The 15961-nt window shown below is 62.7% G+C and carries 12 protein-coding genes; 5 read left to right on the forward strand and 7 right to left on the reverse strand.

Translation table 11 applies throughout. The features are described from left to right. Together FFS21_RS15055 and FFS21_RS15060 are read right to left on the reverse strand one after the other, a co-directional pair. A partial coding sequence (locus FFS21_RS15055) for a two-partner secretion domain-containing protein (RefSeq protein ID WP_137925653.1) occupies positions 1-3830 on the reverse strand: 3830 nt, incomplete at its 3' end. A 130-nt stretch (positions 3831-3960) separates the two neighbouring features. Further along, entirely contained in the window at positions 3961-4398 is a 438-nt protein-coding gene (locus FFS21_RS15060) for an Lrp/AsnC family transcriptional regulator (protein WP_137925597.1), read from the reverse strand. 130 nt (positions 4399-4528) lie between these two features. Here FFS21_RS15060 and FFS21_RS15065 point away from each other — a divergent pair, with 130 nt between their 5' ends. From FFS21_RS15065 to FFS21_RS15085, 5 genes are all read left to right on the forward strand, one after another. Further along, positions 4529-5428: a DMT family transporter gene (locus FFS21_RS15065; RefSeq protein WP_137925598.1), complete on the forward strand. Its 900-nt coding sequence runs from the start codon at positions 4529-4531 to the stop codon at positions 5426-5428. A 51-nt stretch (positions 5429-5479) separates the two neighbouring features. Then, entirely contained in the window at positions 5480-6730 is a 1251-nt protein-coding gene (locus FFS21_RS15070; protein ID WP_137925599.1) for a serine hydrolase domain-containing protein, read from the forward strand. Positions 6731-6807: 77 nt separating this feature from the next. Then, entirely contained in the window at positions 6808-7092 is a 285-nt protein-coding gene (locus FFS21_RS15075; RefSeq protein ID WP_137925600.1) for a hypothetical protein, read from the forward strand. Between the two features lie 53 nt (positions 7093-7145). Continuing rightward, on the forward strand, positions 7146-7325 hold the full coding sequence (locus tag FFS21_RS15080) for a hypothetical protein (protein WP_137925601.1): 180 nt from the start codon (positions 7146-7148) through the stop codon (positions 7323-7325). 266 nt (positions 7326-7591) lie between these two features. Beyond that, on the forward strand, positions 7592-9742 hold the full coding sequence (locus tag FFS21_RS15085; RefSeq protein WP_137925602.1) for a PQQ-dependent dehydrogenase, methanol/ethanol family: 2151 nt from the start codon (positions 7592-7594) through the stop codon (positions 9740-9742). Positions 9743-9756: 14 nt separating this feature from the next. On the opposite strand, the gene FFS21_RS15090 is transcribed toward FFS21_RS15085, so the two are convergent. The 5 genes from FFS21_RS15090 to FFS21_RS15110 all read right to left on the reverse strand — a co-directional run bounded on the left by FFS21_RS15090 (position 9757) and on the right by FFS21_RS15110 (position 15750). Beyond that, positions 9757-10677 (reverse strand): LysR substrate-binding domain-containing protein, encoded by a 921-nt coding sequence (locus tag FFS21_RS15090; protein WP_137925603.1) that lies wholly within the window; start codon positions 10675-10677, stop codon positions 9757-9759. A gap of 77 nt (positions 10678-10754) precedes the next feature. Beyond that, complete coding sequence (locus tag FFS21_RS15095; protein WP_137925604.1) at positions 10755-12155, reverse strand: M20 family metallopeptidase; 1401 nt, start codon at positions 12153-12155, stop codon at positions 10755-10757. A gap of 13 nt (positions 12156-12168) precedes the next feature. Further along, on the reverse strand, positions 12169-13143 hold the full coding sequence (locus FFS21_RS15100) for a Bug family tripartite tricarboxylate transporter substrate binding protein (RefSeq protein ID WP_137925605.1): 975 nt from the start codon (positions 13141-13143) through the stop codon (positions 12169-12171). A 177-nt stretch (positions 13144-13320) separates the two neighbouring features. Next, positions 13321-14214, reverse strand: a complete 894-nt coding sequence (locus tag FFS21_RS15105) for an NAD(P)-dependent oxidoreductase (RefSeq protein WP_137925606.1) — start codon at positions 14212-14214, stop codon at positions 13321-13323. Between the two features lie 42 nt (positions 14215-14256). After that, positions 14257-15750: an aldehyde dehydrogenase family protein gene (locus FFS21_RS15110; protein WP_502705179.1), complete on the reverse strand. Its 1494-nt coding sequence runs from the start codon at positions 15748-15750 to the stop codon at positions 14257-14259. Between the last annotated feature and the right edge of the window lie 211 nt (positions 15751-15961).

A 15961-nucleotide genomic window follows, 5' to 3' on the forward strand; every position in this document is an offset into this window, starting at 1 on the left:
GCCACCACCGTCGTACCCGTGCCACCGATCCGGCCACGATTGACGACGTTGTTGCCGATCACCTTCGTGGACTTATCGCCAACGATGGCGCCGCTGTTCGCGACATTGTCCGTTGCCTGAATCTCCACGCTGTTGCCGGCGACCAGTGCGCCCGTGGCGTTCAGGTTCACGCCATTGCCGTGCGCGAGATAGACCTTTGGCACCAGCACCGATTGCGTGGACCCATCGGGCAGGGTGACGTCCTGCGACACCATCCACACGATATCTGTCGTGAGTTGGCGCATCTGCTCGGCGGTCAGTCCGATACCGGGCATCAGGCCGAAGGCGCTGGCGACGGCTACGCCCTGGCTCATCAGCGTCTGGTATTCCTCCATCTGACTGGTGTGGCCAGCGAGGAACGTCCTGCCCGTCAGTTGGGTGATCTGGTCGCGGACCAGCTTCTGCTCGTAGAAGCCGTCACCGAGACGCTTCTGCGTCATCTGCGGATCGATGCCCAAGGCTCCAAGCATGTAGTCGCTGGAGATAAATCGCGAGTATTGCGTGAAGCGCGGGTCCGTGGCGACGAGGTAGGTGTCGCCCGGCGCCGAACGAATCGTGTACAGCCCGTTGGTCGGGAGGGTCAGGTTTGGAATGCCACCGGCGAGGGGCTGTCCGGGCAAGGTATCGGCGGCCAATCCCGTGCCGCCTTTGCCGCCGCGCGACATCCCGCTTCCTGTCAGCGTTGCCCCCACGGTATCCACCGACTTTACGGAGACCTTCCGCGCGTTGGTCTTGACTGCCTGATTCGCCGTGGCGATGGCGGCCAGCGCGGCGACGGTAGTCGGGGCTTGCGGTGCGCTGGGGTAGGCAACGACCTGTTGCTTCGTGCCAGGCCCGGTACGTCGGTGCCAGACAAACGTCGAGGTGTCCTGCGTGGTCACTCTCTGCTGCAACACCGTGCCGACATCCTCGACCTTCCCGGCAACACGCACGAGGTTCGCGCCCCCTGCCATGGTCGATGACTGGTTGAAGATGCTGCCGCCCTCGCTGTTGATGCGGATGTTGCCGCCAGCCTGGATCTTCGCGGCTTCGGTGGCGCTGATGAGCCGATCTGTCGCAGTCGTCGTGACGGTGGCGCGTGAGGTCTCGGTGTGGTCGGTGCCGAAGTTGGCGAGGCGGACATCGTCCGGTCGAATATGGATGTTCGGGTCCCAGTCGGGCCAGAAAGTGATGCGGTAGGTGTCGCCATTGTCCTGGATGGCTTCGTAGTATTGGGTGGCACGCGTGGCGATCGGGCGCGAACAGATGCCGGTTTCGGCATCGCAGTTGGTCCCGAAGCCTACGGAGAAAAATTCCTCGATTGGCGAATCCGTGAAGGACAGCGTCTTCTTGTCCGTGTCGAGTTTGGTGACCGTGGACTTGTTCACCGTCACCGTGATCGGCGCACGCAACGCATTGGCCTGGTCCGTGCTGATTGACGCATTCTCCGTGCCCCATTTCCAGCCAGGAAACGTGATGCTGGCGTGATAGTTCAACGCCCTGCCTGACAGACCCGCCTGCCAGAGCTTGAGCGTCTGCACGGCTGTCTGCACTGGCGTACCCGCTTCGGTCACGATGCGCGTGCGTGTATTGCGGACGTCCTTCGCTGCGATGTCGATGTCACCCTCGGCCTCGATTGCCGCGGAGCGGTTGATGAGCACATTCGTCTGCTCGGTGAGCAATCCCGTGGTGGCGTCGCGCGTGCCATCGCGGGCGATCTGCAGGTTTCCTGCGCTGTAGAGCGTGGCGCCATCGAGATTGCGCACAGAGCTGGTGGCGTACAGCTTCAAGTCCCGAACTGCTGCCATCAATGCCGATGTGCCATCGTTGGTGATGTCAGTGCCTTGCACCGTGACGTCCTCGCCAATCACGGTGCCTGTGTTGTCGATGGTCGGGGCGTTGACCTTGACTGTGGTGCCTTCGATGCGCCCCGCGTTCGAAACACTGGTGTCGGCAGTGACCGAGGTGCTCGATGCATTGATCTTTCCCACCGCTGCATTGACCACGTGCTTGCCGGCGACCGTCAGCGCACCCTTGGCGGCCAGGGCGCCGGTGTTGCTTAGTGTGCCGCTGGCCGATATTCGCATGTCGCCGTTGGCACCGAGCCGGTTCTTCGCGTCGTTGGTGTAGTCGCCGTCGACCGTCAGTCTCAGGTTGCGGCCCGCGATCATCGATCCGCTGCCCGATACGGCACCCGATACCGTAACGTCCCGATTCGCCTCGACGTCACCGCCCAGGTTCCACATCGACGCCACCTTGATGTCGATGTCCTGGCCACCCAGTATCCGGCCGCCCGAGTTGTCGAGCGTTGCCCCTACCTGATCGATGGTGACGCGCTGGCCGTAAAGCGTTCCGCCGCGATTGTCGAGCGCGCCGGCTGCCGAAACCGTCAGCGCAGCGCCTGCGGTGGTCGACGCGCCCCGCAGGTCCATATCTCCAGTCTTGGCGGAAATATCCAGATTGCCGCGTGCGGTGGTCTGGCTCCCCGCCAGGTTCACGCTGGCGCCGTGGAGCGTGGCATTGCCGCTCGCAATGTTCCGGCCTGTCGCGGCGAGGGCACCGCTTGCCTTGATCGTCAGGTCTGCTGCCTTGCCCGTCGCACCGTCTGCGTCGATGCCGGCCGCGAGCGTACCGGTCGACGCGATATCGCCGGCTTTGATGCCCAGCGATTGCTGCGCCGCCAGCATCCCGCTGTGCTTGAGCGTGTCATCGGTGCGTAGGTCGACGGCGCCCCGCGCATAGGTCGTGCCCCGATGAGAGATGCCGCCCCGGGCAGAGATGCCAAGGTTACCGCTCGCACTGCTCTGCCCGGACATGACGAGCTTGCCGTCCGACCTCAGCGTCATATTGCCCATCTGCGCGGCCATCACACCCGCCAGCGACACCCCCACACCGCGTTCGGTGGAGGCCAGCATGATCTTGTTGGCGTACATGCCGCCAAGCTGTGCCACGTCGATGCCGAAAGCCGGGGCCGGGCTGGCGCTGGCGATTGGCGTAGCGGCCAGCGTGTCATGGTTGACCTCGTTGGCCCCGGCGATCACATTGAGTCGATTGGCATACAGCGTGGCATTGGCTTTCACCGCACGCGCAATCAGATCGATCTGATCGACGTTTGCGGCATTCAGTCCCTTACCTTGAATCGTGATCTGACCACCGTTCACCCGGAAGGCATCCAGGCTGCCACTACCGCCGTACATCGGTGTGCCCGTGGTGAGCGTGGCGCGGCTGGTGTTGATGAAGCCGGCGCCATCGACGAAGATGCCGTTCGGATTGGCCACAATCACTTCGGCACGCGGCCCGGCCACTTCGAGATAGCCCTTCAACTGGCTCGGCTGGGCGCTGGTGACCTGATTGACGATGATCCGCGCAGAGCCGCCAGGCAGCAGATTGGGGTTGCCGTTGATGTACCCGGCTTGCTGCGTTGCGATCGCTGTCGGCGAGTTATTGAGGATGACACCCGCGTGGGGCACGTCGAAGCGCGTGTAGGCATTCGTCGAAACTCCCGCACGCGAAGGCCGCGTGATATCCACCTGCGACAGCCTATTCGCGGTCTGGCCGATGGTGGGACGATGCGCGCCCGCGTTCGGGTCCGCCACCACCTGGGCCCAGCCGTTGACCGGCAAACCCACCGCTATCCACGCCGCAAGCACCAGCGTCGGCAGGGCGAAGCGCACGGTGTCTGTCCTGGCATTTCCGGTTGTCGCCTTCCGACCTCCATTCGGACCTTTCCCCCGGCTCGCAGCAGACTCCTCGACGGCCATGAGCATGCCGCGATGCGGGTTGAAGACGAGACGGTAACAACTGCGGTTCATCAGTTCGGCCATGCGCGTAGTGCGGGATGGCGCGGACTGTAACCGTGGGGTTCACCTTCAGATCTTAAGGAGGATCAAGCCTTGGTGAATCGATCCATGGATTCAAATTTTCTGCGGCTTAACGACGCCCCTACAGCGGCGGCAATCGCCGCTTCACTGGCTGCGACTTGACGATGGACGAGCTGGTTTCGGCCAGCTCCGTGACCTGATCGAGGATGTGGTCCAGGTGTTCGATGGATCGCAGGTAGAGTCTGCCGAAAAAGCAGTCGTCGCCGGTCACCTTGTCGCACTCCGCAAACTCGGGAATACCTTCGATCAACTTCTGCACAGCCTGCAACTTGCCTGGCAATGGGCGGATGCGGACAATGGCCTGCATCGAGAAACCGAGCGTGCGCGGCTCCACGTCCACGGTGAAGCCACGGATCACGCCGCGATCCTCCAGCCGTTTCAACCGTTCCGAGGTGCCGGGCGCCGACAGTCCGATCTGTTCGGCCAGTGCCTTGATCGGCATGCGGCCGTCATGCTGCAGCAGCGCCAGGATGCGACGGTCGAGATCGTCGAGTGACATCGGTATTTTTCCGGTTTTGCCTGTTAAAGAACGGCGGAAACCGCCATTCACCTGCTTTTTCGCCTGTGCATTGTAGGCGGCCAGTCTTAAACTGCAACCCTCGTTTCAGGAACATTGCTGGAGACAGGTCATGGAAGACCGCACGCGGGGCATGCTGGAAATGGCGGCGGCCATGGTGATATCGGGCACCATCGGCTGGCTCGTGGTGATCTCTGGTCGCCCGGTCACGCAGGTGGTGTTCTGGCGCTGCGCGTTTGGCGCGCTGGTGCTGGTGCCGGTCTGCTTCGCGCGTGGATATCTAAAGCCCGGCAGCATCTCCCTGCGTCAGGTGCTGCTGGCCGTTGCGGGCGGCGTGGCGATTGTCGCCAACTGGCTGCTGCTGTTCTCGGCCTATGAAGGCGCATCGATTTCGATTGCCACCGCGGTCTATAACACGCAACCGTTCATGCTGGTGGCGCTCGGCGCGCTGTTCCTGGGAGAGCGCATCACCGTGACCAAGGTGGTGTGGCTGCTGCTGGCATTCGCTGGCATGCTGCTGATCGTGCAAGGCAAGCCGCACAGTGGACCTTCGCACGGCAACTACCTGACGGGCATTGCCTTGGCGCTTGGCGCGGCATTCTGCTACGCGCTGGCCGCGCTGATCGCCAAGCAGTTGAAGGGCGTGGCGCCGCACCTGATCGCCATGATCCATGTGCTGGTGGGCACCGTGATGCTGCTGCCGATGGCACTGCAGGCCGAACTGCCTGTCGGAACGTTGCCGTGGGCCACGCTGGCGACGATGGGGTTCATCCATACGGGCCTGATGTACATCCTGCTCTATGGCGCGATTCAGAAACTTCCGACCCACCTGACAGGCGCCCTGTCCTTCATTTATCCTGTCGTGGCTATTCTGGTGGATCGGCTTGCATTCGGACATCAGTTGCTGGCGTCGCAGATTGGCGGCGCGGTGCTGATCCTGCTGGCCGCCGCCGGCATGACACTCGGATGGTCAGGGCTGCTGGCATGGCGGGAACGCAAACCCTCCTCATGAATGCTGCTCCGGCCGCGCAGGCAAAAGCAGGCAACGCGGAGACGCACGACGATGCATGACACGCAGGGAATGTCCCGGGAACGGCTAGGCCGGATCGAAAAGTTTCTCGACGAGCAGTATGTTGCGCCCGGCAAGCTGCCCGGCGCACTGGTGCAGGTCTGGCGGCGCGGAGAACTCGCACTGAACACCGTGCTCGGCATGGCCGACCGCGAGCGGCAAGTGCCACTGGCCGAGGACTCCATCTTCCGCATCTACTCGATGACCAAGCCGATTACGTCGGTGGCCATCATGATGCTGGTGGAGGAATGCCGGATCGCACTCGATGACCCCGTCAGCAAGTACATCCCTGAATGGGCCAACCTCGGCGTGTTCGCGGGCGGCTTCATGGAGAGTTTCCAGACGCGTCCGCCTGCTCGACCGATGCTGGTCATCGATCTGCTGCGCCACACCTCGGGCCTGACCTACGGATTCCAGCAGAACAGCAATGTCGATGCCGCGTATCGCAAGCTCAAGCTGGGCGAACTGGCCACGGCCGGCACGCTCGACGACATGATCGAGAAGCTGGCCACCGTGCCGCTGGAGTTCTCGCCCGGCGAAGCGTGGAACTACTCGGTGGCCACCGATGTGCTCGGCTATCTCGTGGGCAAGATCAGCGGCATGCCCTTCGATGTCTTCCTGAAGCAGCGCATCTTCGATCCGCTCGGCATGGTCGATACGGGCTTTCATGTGCCCGAACACAAGGCCGACCGTTTCTGCGCGTGCTATGCGATCGGCGCGCTGGGGTCGAAGGTGATCTCGCCGCGCGGCCCGATGTTGCAGGACGATCCGCAGGCCAGCCCCTATCTGCAACCGCCCGGCTTCCTGTCCGGTGGCGGCGGACTGGTATCCACCGCTGCAGACTACATGCGTTTTGCACGGATGCTGCTGAACGGCGGCGAACTCGATGGCGTGCGGTTGCTGGGACCGAAGACGCTTGCGTTGATGACATCGAACCATCTGCCCGGCGGCGTGGACCTGCCGCGCCTGTCGCGCTCGATGTTCAGCGAGGCCACTTATGAAGGCGTGGGCTTCGGCCTCGGGTTCGCGACAACGATCAACCCGGTCAGCACGATGATTCCTGGCAGCGCTGGCGATTTCTTCTGGGGCGGTGCGGCCAGCACGTTCTTCTGGGTCGATCCGAAAGAAGACCTGATCGGATTGTTCCTGACACAGTTGCTGCCCTCATCGGCCTATCCGGTGCGGCGGCAGTTGCGAACGCTGGTCTACAGTGCGATCACGGAAAGCGGTGCGTTATCGCGCTGATCGCGCGAATCGTGGAAAGAGGCCGGCGCGCAGGCGCAGTAGAATGGTCGCCGGCCCCACCACATCGATCCCTTGTCATGACCTTCCGCATCACTTTCCGCACGGCCATCGTCGTCATGTCGATAGCGCTGGCGACGCCGCTGGCGCACGCCACCGTGGGCGAGGATGCCCGCGAATTCAAGAACAACTTCAAGGCAGACGTGAAGGAAGCGGGCCGCAAGACCGGGCACGCGTTTGCCGAGGCGGCGCGGGCGGTGGGGCATGGCGCAAAGGCTGCCGGCCATGCCGTGAAGGACACCACCAAGCGCGGCTATTACGCCACAAAGCAGGCAATCAAGGGCGACTCACGGGAAGGCAACTGATTGCCCGACCGATCCGCGTACAATCCCGCCCTTAACTCAATGGAACGACGTCCGTGAAGAAAACCGACCTCGAGAAGAACAAGGGCCTCAAGATCAACAACAGCCTCAAGCAGGCCGGGGCCAACCGGGCCGGATCGGCACCGAAAAACCAGCGCCAGCAAGCGGCCAGCAAGAACGGGCTGCTTGGCAAGCTGCTCGGCAAGGCTGTGCCGCCCGAGAAGACTGGCGAATAACGCCGGAATCGGCCGCCCGCGCTTACGCGAACACGGCGGCCGGCATCTGCTTTGCCACCGGGCAGGCCGGATCGATGGCCCGGCACAGCGCGTAAAGATCGCGCACAGTCATGAGGAGAGGGAGCGCATGTCAGGGAAAGCTCGCCGAATTTACCACTTCCTTTGGCAGCGACGATTCTGATCGACTAGGCTTGTATCTGCTTACCGCACGGTAAGCGTCCCGGCAGTACCGTAGCGCACAACAAAAAACCCGCAGAGGAGACAACATGACGCACGAGACGTGGCGCTTCCGGCGCCCGCATTGGCCCCGGCTTGCCGCGGCCTGCCTGCTGGCCCTGCCCCTGGCCATTCACGCCGCACCCGATTCATCCCCAATGTCCGCGACCAAGATACGCGCGGCCACGGCCAAGGTGGATGGCAACTACATCCGCGCCAATGCCAAGACCACACAGAACTGGCCCAGCTACGGACTCGACTACGCAGAAACCCGTTTCAGCCGCCTGACCCAGATCGACGCCAACAATGTGAAAGACCTGGGCCTCGTCTGGTCGTACGGACTCGAATCGACGCGCGGCGTGGAATCGACCCCGCTGGTTGTCGATGGCGTGATGTACGTGACCGCGTCATGGAGCGTGGTCCACGCCGTGGATGTGCGCACGGGCCGCCGGATCTGGACCTTCGATCCCAAGGTGAACCGCGCGCTCGGCTACCGTGGCTGCTGCGATGTGGTGAACCGGGGCGTCGCGTTGTATCAAGGCAAGGTGTTCGTGGCGTCCTATGACGGGCGACTCATTGCGCTCGACGCCGCCACGGGACGCAAGCTGTGGGACAAGGACACGATCATCGACCGCAAGTTCTCGTACACCATCACGGGCGCGCCGCGTGTGTTCAACGGCAAGGTCATCATCGGCAACGGCGGCGCGGAGTTTGGCGTGCGCGGCTACATCACCGCCTACGACGCCAACACCGGCGCGCAGAAATGGCGCTGGTTCACGGTGCCCGGCGATCCCTCGAAACCATTCGAGGATGCATCGATGGAGACAGCCGCCAAGACCTGGGACCCGGCCGGCAAGTGGTGGGAAGCGGGCGGCGGCGGCACGGCATGGGATTCGATGACCTTCGATCCCGACCTGAACCTGATGTATGTGGGCACGGGCAACGGCTCGCCATGGTCGCATCGCAAGCGCAGCCCCGCTGGTGGCGACAACCTCTATCTGGCATCGATCGTCGCGCTCGACCCTGACACGGGCCAGTACAAATGGCACTACCAGGAAACGCCGGGCGACAACTGGGACTACACGTCCACGCAGCCGATGATCCTGGCCGATCTCACCATCAACGGCCAGCCGCGCAAGGTCATCCTGCACGCGCCCAAGAACGGCTTCTTCTTCGTCATCGACCGCACCAACGGCCAGTTCATCTCGGCCAAGAATTTTGTCGATGTGAACTGGACCACGGGCTATGACGCCAAGGGACGGCCTGTCGATGTGGCCGAAGCCCGCGCCACGGACAAACCGTTCGATTCCGTCCCCGGTCCCTACGGTGCGCACAACTGGCACCCGATGTCGTTCAATCCGCAGACCGGACTCGTCTACCTGCCCGCGCAGAACGTGCCGGTCAACCTGCTCGACGACAAGAACTGGACCTTCAACGGCGCGCAACCGATGCAGCCCGGCGGCAATACCGGATGGAACACCGCCAAGTTCCTCAATGCGGAACCACCGAAGAGCAAGCCGTTCGGCCGATTGCTCGCGTGGGACCCCGTTCAGCAGAAGACGGTCTGGTCGCAGGAACACGTTTCACCGTGGAACGGCGGCACGCTGACCACCGCTGGCAACCTCGTTTTCCAGGGCACGGCAGATGGCCGATTTGTGGCCTACGACGCGAAGACCGGCAGCAAGCTCTGGGAAACGCCAACGGGTACAGGTGTCATCGCCGCGCCGGTCAGCTATGAAGTCGATGGCCGGCAGTTCATCTCCATCGCCGTGGGATGGGGCGGCGTGTACGGCCAGGCCCAACGCGCCACCGACCGCCAGGGCCCCGGCACCGTCTACACATTCGCGCTCGGCGGACAGGCCAAGCCACCGGCCTTTGCCAGCTACCGCACCGATGGTCTGCTCACCGGCGTGAAGTATGACGCGGCCAAGGTCAACGACGGCGCCGGACTCTACGTCAGCAGTTGCGTGATGTGCCACGGCGTACCGGGCGTGGATCGTGGCGGCAACATCCCCAACCTCGGCTTTGTCAGCGCCGAGTCGATCTCGCACCTCGATCGTATCGTCTTCAAGGGTCCGTTCATGGCACGCGGCATGCCTGATTTCACAGGCAAGCTGAACGCCGAGGATGTGGAGAAGATCAAGGCGTTCATTCAGGGGACGGTGGATTCGGTGAGGCCGAAGGCGGTGGCTGGGCAATAGCTATACGCTCACGCTCACGCAGTACCACCCTTGCGAAGCATCCTGCTGTAGGAGATCAGCATCTTCGCAAACTCTCCGGTGATAGGAGGAAGCGGTACCGCCGTACGCTGCACCAGACAAAGGTCAGCCGGCGGTATCGCTTCGCCGATGCGGATTTCCCTGAGCGCTCCCATGAACCCCTCCTGTTCGAGGGCGATTCTCGGGGAGAGAAACAGCAGGTCGGTCCTCGACACCAGATTGAGCGTGTCATAGAGGGATTCCACTGTCACCGCGATATTCGGTGTCTCCAATCCAGCGTTGTGAAACAGGTCCACAATCCGATTGGAAGGCAACCCCGCCTGGCCTGGCGGCCTCGTATTCACCCACTCGCAGTCGGCCAGCGCCTTGATGCTTCGCGCTTTCTCGTTGGGATGGCCGACCCTGCATACGATGACAGGGTCCGACTTGGTCAGCCGCGTGCTGGTGAGGTCTGTCATGTCCGTCTTGCGCGACACCAGTGTCAACGCGAAGTCGAGCCTTCCTTCACGGATGCCGGACAGCAGCGAACTTGATGGGCCACTCGCCAGATGGACGGAGAAACTTGGGAATCGTTGTCGGAATGCGCGCAGCACCGGCGGCACGACGCGAGCAAACGCCTCGGAAGAAACGCCGACGTTCATCGCGCCAACCGGATTTCCCTGGAAGCTCTGGAACTCCTGCTCCGTCCGCTCGCACTCGCCAAGGATGATGCGTGAGCGCGCCAGCAAGGTTTCTCCCGGGCCGGTCAGCACAATGCCCCGGTTCCCCCGTGCAAAGAGGCTGGCGCCCAGCGACGATTCCAGTCGCTTGATCTGCTGCGTCAGCCCGCTTTGCGCAAGGTCCAGGGACCTGGCTGCCGCGCGGATACTGCCATGTTCGACGACTGCAACGAAAGCGCGAAGCTGGTCCAACGTCATGACGGGAGATACCTCTGAGTGTTCAATGCGAGCCAGTGAACACCTTTCGCTATCCCCCTGTCAATCCTTCAATCCGGTCAGGCCGCGTTGGACACCGGGAGGCCAGCGTGCTCGCCAAGGTCCCAGTAGAGTCCCGCCATCATCTGCAGGCCCTCGCGGGTCACACTCGTCAGCATATGCTCGTCCGGCCCGTGCTGCGCGCAAGCCGGGTAAGAGTGAGGTACCCAGATAGTGGGAAGGCCGAGCACATCCGCAAAGACGTCATTCGGCAACGTGCCGGCCAGGTTCGGAAGAATCGCGGGCAACGTACCCGTGCTGGACTCAATCGAGCCAGCCACCCACTTCACCCACGGGTGTTCCACATCCAGCCGCGTAGCCGCACCGCTCATGGTCACCTTGATGGCAACCTCCGGGAAGCCGTTCGCATCGAGATGGCTGCGGAGAATCGCTTCGAGATCCTGCCACGGGGTGCCCACCACGAAGCGCAACTGGCAATGCGCTACCGCTGCGGAGGGAATCGCATTGACGGGGCGTTGCGCGGAACCGGCACCCAATGCAAGCACTTCGATGGTGTTCCACGCCACCAGCCGCTCCGCAGGGGACAGATCGGGCTCGCCCCACCCAGGCGTGAATTCGGGGTCATCCTTGCCACCACCCAATTCGATGTCGGCCAGTGCCGCTTTGACGACGGAGGAAATAGCGGGCGGAAACAGTTCGGGGACCAGCATCTGCCCGCGTGCATCGACGATAGTCGACAGCGCGTTGGCGAGAATGGTCGCCGGGTTCGAAATCACACCACCCCAGTTGCCCGAGTGATACGCGCGCTCCCGCGCCTGAACGGTGAGACTGAAATTCACCATGCCACGCGAACCGAGGAACAGCGTCGGTCGATCTGCCCTGACACGCGGACCATCGCAACCGATGAACAGATCCGCACGCAACTGCTCCGCATTGGCTTCGCAGAACTCGCGCAGTCCCGGCGAGCCGGCCTCCTCACCCATCTCCATCAGCACGATGACGTTGTAGCCAAGCTTGCCATCGCGCGCCGCCAGCGCGTATTCCAGCCCCGCAAGGTTGATGCTGTGCTGGCCCTTGTTGTCTGCGGTTCCGCGTCCGTACCATCGATCGCCATCGACCGCGAGCGTCCACGGACCAGCGCCCTTCCGCCAACCTGGTTCCTGACCGTTGACCACATCGCCATGGCCATAGGTCAGCACCGTGAGTTGCGCAGGATCTTCGATACGTCGCCCCACCAGCAAGGGGCCACCTTTGGGATCGGGGTTCGGCGAGACTTCCACCTCGAAACCCAGCCGCTGGAGCCACGGCACGATCTCGGAGTCGAAGTAGTGTCCCAGCGTGGCAGGGTCGGCGCCCATGTCACTCTCGGAACGAATGGCGACGCGCCGCGAGAGGTCGGCAAAAAGCTGGCCGGATTCCAGATGGTTGACCGCGAATTCAAGGGCGGCAGAACGGGACATATCGAACTCCGGATCAGTCCTGCATCATGTTGTTGGCTTTCGCCACGGGGGTCAGCGTCGCCGTATCCGCCTTGACGGATTCGGTGTACTTCGCCGGCGTGCCGTACTCCGGCTCGAAGCCCAGGTTCACCAGCTTCTCCTGCAAGCCAGGGTCCGCCATGGTCTTCGCCAGTTCCGTCACCAGCTTTTGTTTGACCGCAGCCGGGACACCCTTCGGTGCCACGATGGCGAACCACGAGTCCATGCGGAAACCGGGGAAACCGCTTTCTGCGATGGTCGGCACATTCGGCAGCATCGGATTGCGCTTGGGACCGGTGACAGCCAGCGCCCGGATCTTTCCGCTCTTCAAGGCGGCAACCGAGGCTGGCACCGCGTCGAAGCTCAACGGAATCTGCCCGCCCATGACGTCCGTCATCGCCGGCGCACTGCCCTTGTAGGGGACGTGAAGTACCTTCACACCCGCCGCATTCCACAGCATTTCACCGGCAAAATTCACCGTCGTACCCGTACCGTGCGAGCCATAGGAATAGGTGCCCGGCTTCGCCTTGATATCGGCCAGCAGTTGCGGCAGCGTCTGCGCTGCCACGCCATTGTTGGCCAGCAGTACCAGCGAATTGCTTCCCAGCACGCCGATGGGATCGAAGCTCGTGTCCGCGTTGTAGTTCAGCTTGCGATAGATGATGGGGTTCACCACAAAGGTGGTGGATGTTCCCAGCAGCAGCGTGTAGCCATCTGCAGGCGAGCGCGCCACGCCCTCTGCGCCAACAATCGTGGCCGCACCTGGCTTGTAGTCGATGACCACCTGCTGCTTGAGGCGCTCGCTCAGTTGCACCGAAACCAGTCGGGCGACGGAGTCGACACTACCGCCCGGAGGAAAGGGCACCACCAGGCGAATGGGGCGATCTGGAAACTCCGCCAGCGCAGCGCCGCTCGACAGCATCGCGATGGAAAGGCCAACACAGGAAACGAGAATCCGCGGGAACGACATCTTTCACTCCAATTTCAGTGGGATGGTGCTTGCATACGAGCTTCAGGGTTCTCCGGCTGGCTGAACCAGGCGGTGGTTGGCGGGAAGAGACGATTGGGAATCGACGCCGCACCTCCGGGTGGTTTCCACCTCTATACAGGTACGGCGCTCAAACAAAAAAGCAAGTTTCGGGCGCGGTCAGACCTTGGCAGGTGACTTGTCGCGTTCAAAGTTGACGATACGGTTGAAGTCTTCGCCATCGGCCAGCGCCGAGGCACTCGACTTCCAGATGTCTCCGATGACCGACACCGTCGGCAGGCTCAGGCCCAGGGCATCACCCAGCGACACGGCAAGATTCACGTCCTTGCGCATCAATTGCATCGTGAAGCCGGAGCTGTATGTGTTGTTCAGGATGCGCGTCGGATAGTTGAACAGCGTCACACCGCTGCGACCCGATCCCGCATTGACGGCCTCGATCAATTGTTCCGTCGAGATCCCCGCCGCGTTGGCCAGGCGAAAAGCTTCGCTGGCCGTGACCAGGTGCGAGGCTGTCAGCAGGTTGTTGATGAGCTTGGCAACGTGACCCGCGCTGACATCGCCGATATGAAAACGCTTGGTGCCCAGCGCCGACAGGATCGGATTGGCATAGGCCACGTCCTCTTCCGAACCGCCGATGAACATGGTCAGTTCGCCCTTCATTGCGCCCGTCGGACCGCCGCTGACCGGTGCGTCGACAAAGCGCAGGCCCTTCTCTTTCAGCACAGCAGCCAGTTCACGCGTGATTTGCGGATCGGCCGTCGTCGTATCGATCAGCAGCGTTCCCGACGCAGCATTGGCGAGCAGGCCGTCTGCGCCTTCCAGCACCGCGCGAACGATGGCCGAGGTCGGCAGCGAGAGCACGATGGCCGAGCAAGCGCGCGCCAGTTCCGGCAGGCTCGATGCCAGCGGAATGCCAGCCTCGCGTGCGACAGCAGCAACCTGCTCCGACTTGTCCAGGCCCAGCACTGCGTAGCCCGAACGTTGCAGCGTCAGGGCCATGCCACGGCCCATATTGCCCAGGCCAATCACGCCAACAGTCTTGAAGTTTTCCATGTTGAAACCTGAAGGAAGAATGAAAGAAGGAAGGGTCTGCGTTCAGCAGCCTTCGGCAATCGGCACCCAGACGCTTTTCGTCCGGGTGTATTCATGGAGGCATTCGGCGCCGCTGGAGCGGCCATAACCGCTGCTGTCGTTGCCACCGAATGGCGTGGCGACATGCATGTCGCGGTACATGTTGATCCACAGAAGGCCCGCATTCACTTTGGCGACCACGCGATGGGCGCGCGCCACATCGCGCGTCCAGACGGCGCCGGCCAGCGCGAACTCGCTGTCGTTGGCGATGGCCACCGCTTCCGCTTCCGTATCGAAAGGAATCGCCACCACCACGGGTCCGAAGACTTCTTCGCGCGCAATCCGCATGTCGTTGCTCACATGCTTGAACACCGTGGGCTTCACGTAGAAACCGTTGCCCGTGGCTTCGCTCACACCGCCGGTCACCAGTTCTGCCCCTTCGTCCAGGCCGATTTGGACCATGCGATTGATGCGCTCGAACTGCGCGCGATTGTTGATGGGGCCGCCTTCCACGGACTCATCCAACGGATGGCCAATGCGATAGTCGGCGATTGCCTTGCCGACTGCCGCGACGAACTCGTCGTAGATGCCGCGCTGCACGAGCAGGCGCGAGCCTGCGGCACAGTTCTGACCGGTATTGGCGCATGCTGCCGTGACGGCGGCGCGAGCAGCCTGCGCTAGATCTGCGTCGTCAAACACGATATTGGCCGATTTGCCGCCCAGCTCCAGCAAACACGAAATCGGGCGCTGTGCGGCAGCTGCGTTCACTGCACGCCCGGTCTGCGTCGAGCCGACAAAGACGACCTTCTTCACCAGCGGATTCGAGATGGCCGCATCGCCGATTGTCTTGCCGAGGCCATTGATGACGTTCAGCGTGCCCGAAGGCATGCCCGCCTCGCGAGCCAGCCTGGCCATGGCCAGTGCGGTCAGCGGTGTGAGTTCCGATGGCTTGAGCAGTACGCTGTTGCCCATGGCGAGCGCTGGCGCGACATTCCATGCAGCGAGGTAAATCGGCGAATTCCATGGGGTGATCGTCAGCACCACGCCCAGCGGCTCCCGTAACGTGTAGTTCAGTTGTCCGCCAGGTACGGGAATCACGTTACCCAGGAACTTGTCGGTCCAGCCGGCGTAGTAGCGGAAGATCTCGGCCACCGCTGCCACCTGTGCACGTGCTGCCTTGATGGCCTTGCCACTGGTAATCGCTTCGAGGCGGGCCAACGGCTCGGCATCGCGCTGGATCAGCTTGCCCAGTTGCGCCATGACTTCGCCCCGGCGTTGCGCAGAGAATGCGGCCCATTGCTTCTGGCCGGCGTGGCAACTGCGAACTGCGGCGCTCACCACGTCTGCGTTGGCATCGGCGAACACGAGCAGGGTCTGCTCGCTGGCCGGGTCAGTCAACGACAGTGTTGCGCCATCGCCGGACACCATCTCTCCGGCAATGTAGGAGCCAATCGCATCAGCCCCGATCAGCGACAGCACCAGCGCGTTGAATTCCGACGAAGCGTTTTGCATGCTCATGACCTTGCGAGGAAGGCAGCCGGTCAGTCCGGCCCGCCAATGTGAAGCCAGTCTATGAGCGGAACCGGACCTCGCAAAAGATGCGAACGCTGTTCTCGTGTTCACTTCTTGTTCTCACCGGGGTTGTCCCTACCCGGCAATCACTTTTGGTGAACATGAGAACTACGCAGGCATCTTTCCTTCTCCTGCGCACCGCTCCAGACTTTGCTGC

It is taken from the genome of Cupriavidus sp. 2SB (assembly GCF_005503625.1).
GTDB lineage: Bacteria > Pseudomonadota > Gammaproteobacteria > Burkholderiales > Burkholderiaceae > Cupriavidus.

Excerpts from the sequence above, each read along its gene's own strand:
- FFS21_RS15105 (WP_137925606.1), bottom strand. The coding sequence starts at position 14,214 with ATGGAAAACTTCAAGACTGTTGGCGTGATTGGCCTGGGCAATATGGGC.
- FFS21_RS15090 (WP_137925603.1), bottom strand. The coding sequence starts at position 10,677 with ATGACGTTGGACCAGCTTCGCGCTTTCGTTGCAGTCGTCGAACATGGC.
- FFS21_RS15060 (WP_137925597.1), bottom strand. The coding sequence starts at position 4,398 with ATGTCACTCGACGATCTCGACCGTCGCATCCTGGCGCTGCTGCAGCAT.
- FFS21_RS15085 (WP_137925602.1), top strand. The coding sequence starts at position 7,592 with ATGACGCACGAGACGTGGCGCTTCCGGCGCCCGCATTGGCCCCGGCTT.
- FFS21_RS15095 (WP_137925604.1), bottom strand. The coding sequence starts at position 12,155 with ATGTCCCGTTCTGCCGCCCTTGAATTCGCGGTCAACCATCTGGAATCC.
- FFS21_RS15100 (WP_137925605.1), bottom strand. The coding sequence starts at position 13,143 with ATGTCGTTCCCGCGGATTCTCGTTTCCTGTGTTGGCCTTTCCATCGCG.
- FFS21_RS15070 (WP_137925599.1), top strand. The coding sequence starts at position 5,480 with ATGCATGACACGCAGGGAATGTCCCGGGAACGGCTAGGCCGGATCGAA.
- FFS21_RS15075 (WP_137925600.1), top strand. The coding sequence starts at position 6,808 with ATGACCTTCCGCATCACTTTCCGCACGGCCATCGTCGTCATGTCGATA.
- FFS21_RS15065 (WP_137925598.1), top strand. The coding sequence starts at position 4,529 with ATGGAAGACCGCACGCGGGGCATGCTGGAAATGGCGGCGGCCATGGTG.
- FFS21_RS15110 (WP_502705179.1), bottom strand. The coding sequence starts at position 15,750 with ATGAGCATGCAAAACGCTTCGTCGGAATTCAACGCGCTGGTGCTGTCG.